The 5,008-nt window shown below is 46.0% G+C and carries 4 protein-coding genes; all 4 read right to left on the bottom strand.

Annotated elements, in window-relative coordinates; all coding sequences use genetic code 11:
• Nucleotides 1-1,941: LTA synthase family protein (locus WEIDD23_RS00875; protein ID WP_062358673.1), on the bottom strand; the 1,941-nt coding region annotated here is incomplete at its 3' end.
• 125 nt (nt 1,942-2,066) lie between these two features.
• A complete protein-coding gene (locus WEIDD23_RS00870; RefSeq protein WP_010371887.1) occupies nt 2,067-3,083 on the bottom strand; it encodes a hypothetical protein in 1,017 nt (338 codons plus the stop codon).
• 53 nt (nt 3,084-3,136) lie between these two features.
• Nucleotides 3,137-3,652, bottom strand: a complete 516-nt coding sequence (locus tag WEIDD23_RS00865) for an adenine phosphoribosyltransferase (protein ID WP_029237453.1) — start codon at nt 3,650-3,652, stop codon at nt 3,137-3,139.
• Nucleotides 3,653-3,656: 4 nt separating this feature from the next.
• A partial coding sequence (locus WEIDD23_RS00860) for a single-stranded-DNA-specific exonuclease C-terminal domain-containing protein (protein ID WP_197458758.1) occupies nt 3,657-5,008 on the bottom strand: 1,352 nt, incomplete at its 5' end.

Here is a 5,008-nt window from a genome sequence, read left to right as displayed (position 1 = left end):
GAGGTCATATTGCACATATTTCAAGTCAGTTAACAACGCTTGTTGCTTCTTTGTTAGTTGTTTTTCCTTAATCGTCTTGCCTTGCTCATCTACAAACGTATTCCGTGTGTAATTGGCAAAAGCTGGCATCTGCTTAGTTATCGCCGTTTGCAAAGCAAAGTATGGTGAAACCTTGGTGTTCGTTGCCTCGAATGTCAACGCTGGAAAATCGCTTGGCGACGCGACTGCTCGTGTTGCCGCCGGTGTCTGCCCCGCCAATTTTTTAGCCGCTGGATTCTGATAAACGAAGTAATCCGTCTCGTGAGCTACCTTGGCAGCCGCTTGCGCATCCACAAATGTAAAGACACCTGGCCAGTGATCACCATACAGGACCATCGTAATTGGTCGTTCAGACGCATCTAACCGCTTAATCAATTTACCTAAGGCCACATCACTGCGATGAACCCCTTCTAAATAGCTCTCAATTTGCTTTTTCGTGCTTTTTGAGACCGCTGGGGTTTTTACCTTATAGTGATTATTAGGATACTCACCCGCTGTATAAGGCATGTGATTTTGCATTGTCATGAGTTGCAAGAACTGTGACTGGTTTGACTTCGCACTATCAATTTTAGAGGTCAAAAAACGATAGGCATTCGCATCGGTTGGATAATCACCATCCTTTGCAGCACCTTGATACTTCTCAGGATATGGCGTTTGCGTGTTGTCCGTCGTGTAGAAACCATCGATACCCATTTTTTTATACGCATTCGTACGGTTATACAAACTACCAACAAAGGGATGCAAAACATCTTTTTGCTGGAACACGTTAGTAACGTTTGGCACCGCCTTAGCGAATGGCACAACCTGCACATACGGCACCGACATCTCGGGCGCATACGTTGCCAACGGCATTCCCGTCAACGTCATATACTCAATGTTAGCTGTACCACCACCGTAGCCCGAGGACAACATTTTACCTGAGAACGTTGCTGTTGCCTTCACCTTGTCCATATTCTTTGACACATTTTTGCCACTATACGTCAACGACGGTACATCATTGGGATTTGCCAATGATTCACTTAATACATAAATGACCGTTTGACCAGCCAAATTAGCTTGCCGGTTTTTGTTCAATTCGGTGGCATAAGCGGCATACTTTTTTTGAATTTCTGCCATCTTGGCCTTTGAATAACCAGCTGGTTCGCGCATGATAACCGTCGAAACATTCGAAACAAAAGTCATTAGTGGCCCGTTCCATAAGGCGTCATCCCCTGAACTGTAGACAACTCGTTCATAATTAAACCGCTGTAACCATTCTTGATTTTCATCTGCAGTAGAGACAAATGGAATGGCAAGCACACCACCGGCTACTAACACAACAACGATTCGTGACCATGTTTGTTGAAACAGGGTTGCCATGACGCCTTGCGCAAAGTGCCCGGCTCGCCGTCGACGTAACCAAAACTCAAGCCAAATGGCGCCAACTAGTAAAATCAGTACGGCAATAATGGCACCAATTAACAAGCCACGGTCAACCATGCCTGACAAGCCGCCTGCCGCGCCTGCCTCAGACATATCACTGAACATAATTGGTTCGTTACGGGCCTTAACTTTCATAAACTCAGCCACAAACGCGACAATGGCAATAATGCCATACAAAGCAATGCTAAGAAACAAACGATTTAGCAACGCCATGATGAAACTATAAAGCAAGAACGTTTCAAATACCGAAAACCATGCTTGTGGTTTCCACATAAAATTCCATGTATAGCCAAGCGCCGTACCGAAGTCGGTTGTTTGATTGTAACGGCCCCATTCCTGAAAGTACATCGCAAACTGCAACATAAATGTCGTCAAGATGCTCAGTACCAGGCCAATCAAAATTAGGCGCATAAAATTATTGAGCGATATTGGTTGGATCACCCGTTTCAAAGGGGCCCAACCACTTCTTTTATTCGTCATATACTATCTCACGATCACTATTTCTCTCTATCACTAATGAATAAGTATACCGTATTAAAAAGACGGATTTTTAACAAATAGTTAACAGGTAAAACAAAAAGCAGACCATCCAGTCTGCTTTAAGATTAGTCTTCAAAATAGATTTGCCGAGCCCAATCAATGCGACGGGCGCCCCACGTTAGTAATCCCATCACAATTAATGTCACAACAATATTCAATAAAACATTTATCGTATGGTCAGTAGTAATCAAACTAATGTACCCGCCCATTTTAAATAGGCTCATCAAAATCGTCAAAATACTAATTTTTAAGATGACGGCATCCCCTAATTTCGCAAACCCTGTCGCAAATGCGGGTGTCCATTGGATTAGACGTTGCGCAAGATACACAATGGTCAAACTGCCCAGAACGGCACCAAGTGAGGTAAACACCCAGTGTGGTGCGGCTGCCATAATAACATCAAATGGCCCCGAGGTTGACACACCCGTCCAAACTAAGAAACCCGCCGCTGCCGTGGCGTGCCCAACCTGCCAGTCGCCCGCAACTCGAAGTTGCTTACCAAGCATCATCAATGGTTGCATCACTAATGCTCCTTCAATCGACCAAGGCATCTGAAACTGTGAACTCAGGTAATACCCTAACCAGGCTAGCAAAATTGTTACCACCCATTGATAGGCCACGTGTCCCGGTAGATATTGCACCACCTTAAACACGATTGTGGCAACAAACAAGGCCAAAGCAATCCAAATCATCCCCGTGCCCAGGACTTGCCAGTCGCCAACATGCGCGGTTGGCCAGCCATTACCGTATAAAAACGTTGTCACGCCGTCACGCATGGCAACGAACCGATATTGCATCCAATAAGTCCAATTAAATTTAATAATGACTTTACTGCCTAAAATAGTAATGGCTGCTGTAACAGCGAACGGCACAACATAATGTTTAATTCCCTTAAGTAACACTTCTCGCCACCGCAACCCCGTCGCCCAGTAGCCAGCCACCATAAATAAAACGGGTACATTCACGATTGTGAGCCACTGATAAAGTGGCTTTGCGGTTGTTTGATCAATCAGCTGTGCAACCACAATCATAATGATTGCAAATGCTGTTACCAATCGCGTTAGTTTTTGTTCTTTGGTCATAAAACTCCTCCAACTACAACAAAGGAGAAGCACAAAAGGCTTCTCCAGTTATGTTAGTAATTCATCAATGCCAAGATGTCGTATCCTTCAAGACGATCACGACCATGAAGGGCATCAAGTTCAATCAAGAAGGCCAAGCCAACGACTTCACCGCCCAAAGCTTCAACCAACTTAATTGTTGCGGCAATCGTACCACCAGTTGCCAACAAATCATCAGTGATAAGCACCTTATCACCTGGCTTAATGGCATCCTTGTGCAATTCCAAAGCTGCCTCACCGTATTCAAGCTTGTAACTTTCCTTAACGGTTTCGCGAGGTAACTTACCTGGCTTGCGTGCTGGTACCAAACCGATGCCCATTTCGTGGGCAACCGGTGCACCGACTAAGAATCCACGTGACTCAGGGCCAACGATAACGTTTACCCCGCGCGCTTGTGCGAATTCAGTAATTTGATGCGTTGCTTCTGCGTATGCCGCCCCATCCGCCAACAAAGGCGTGATGTCACGGAATGTAATTCCTTCTTCTGGGAAGTTCGGAATTGAGGCAACGTAATCATGCAAATCCAACATCTGCTTAGCTCTCCTGCTTACTTAAGTTCGTCAACAATGTTTCGAGTTCACTTGTCGAACTGTAAATCAACTGTTGTTCTAGTTCTCGCTGTGCCACGAAACGCTGATATGACGGCATTTCTTCCAAGACCACTTGTTGTGGCGCAGGCACGGCGTTTAAGACGCCATCAATAATTGTAACAAATTTTGCGTCTGAAAACACCTGCAATATTAAGGTTAACATATTTCTATCGATTTGTAAGTGCGAAACAATTGCATCATACTGCGTTCGCAACGAAACATCCGAAAATGATCGAGCAAATTTGTAAACTTTCGCGAAATCGGCCTTTGATGGCATCTTTTGTAAATACTTTGGTGACTTCGTGTAGAATATTGGGGCCAATCGACCTGCCGGCACGAATTTCAGCAAATCCGCTAACTGACTTAGCTCCTCCGGCATATCAACAAAGGCCATTGTCCCAACGCTCGTTCGATTAAAAGCATCCTCCCAGTAAATAGCTTCGCCGGGGGCCTGAATCGTCGGACCTAACTGTTCGTAGTGTTTTTTATTAAAGAAAATATAACTAGCCGGCTCCGCTAATGTTTGTCGCGTTAAGCGGGTTGTCCGCCAATCCAGCAGCGATGACCCCGCAGCTTCAATATCCGTTAGCATCATTTGATAGGTCACATCACCACGGAAACGATTCTCGCTCATCGTCCCCACAATTTTGATTGATTCAAAACGACCTGCTAAATCTTCGGCAAGCGATCCACGGCCAAACGCAATCACCGGCAACGAGCCCACTTGTGTGCTTGCCGTGAAACGGAGGTGCTTGCCTTCACTCATGGTTTTAACATTTTGCACCCCGTTCAACGCCACAGCAAACAGCGGCTCTGGATTACCTTCACCAAAGGGTGCTAAGACTTGCAGCTGTTCATAATTCTGCGCATTGAACTCTTTGGCCGTTACTTCGGCTGCAATGCGAATTTCTGGCAATCCTGCTTCCGCAAGGCCCTGTGCATCCGCTTCAGTCCGTAAAACGTCGCGAACGGCTTGCAAATTGGCTGTTGGAATTGTCATTCCCGCAGCACTGGCGTGACCACCAAATGCGGTTAACAAATCTCGGTGACCATCCAGACCGGCGAATAAGTCAAATGCCGGCACAGAACGGCCCGAGCCTTTCATCTGACCATCTTCGTCATTGAGCACGATTGCTGGCTTGCCTGTAGCCTCGACTACCTTGCTGGCAACAATGCCAAGAACACCTTCATGCCAACCGTGGCCAGCGATAACCAACACCGGGTCAGCCGCCAACGTTTGTGCCTGTGCTAACGCCTCATCAGAAATTGTTGCAACCAATTCCTGTCGTTCACGAT

Origin of the sequence: Weissella sp. DD23 (assembly GCF_001579105.1) — a bacterium.
GTDB classification, from domain to species: Bacteria; Bacillota; Bacilli; order Lactobacillales; family Lactobacillaceae; genus Weissella; species Weissella cibaria.
Note: the sequence above shows the minus strand (reverse complement) of the source record. Positions and strands in the feature narration are given on the sequence as shown.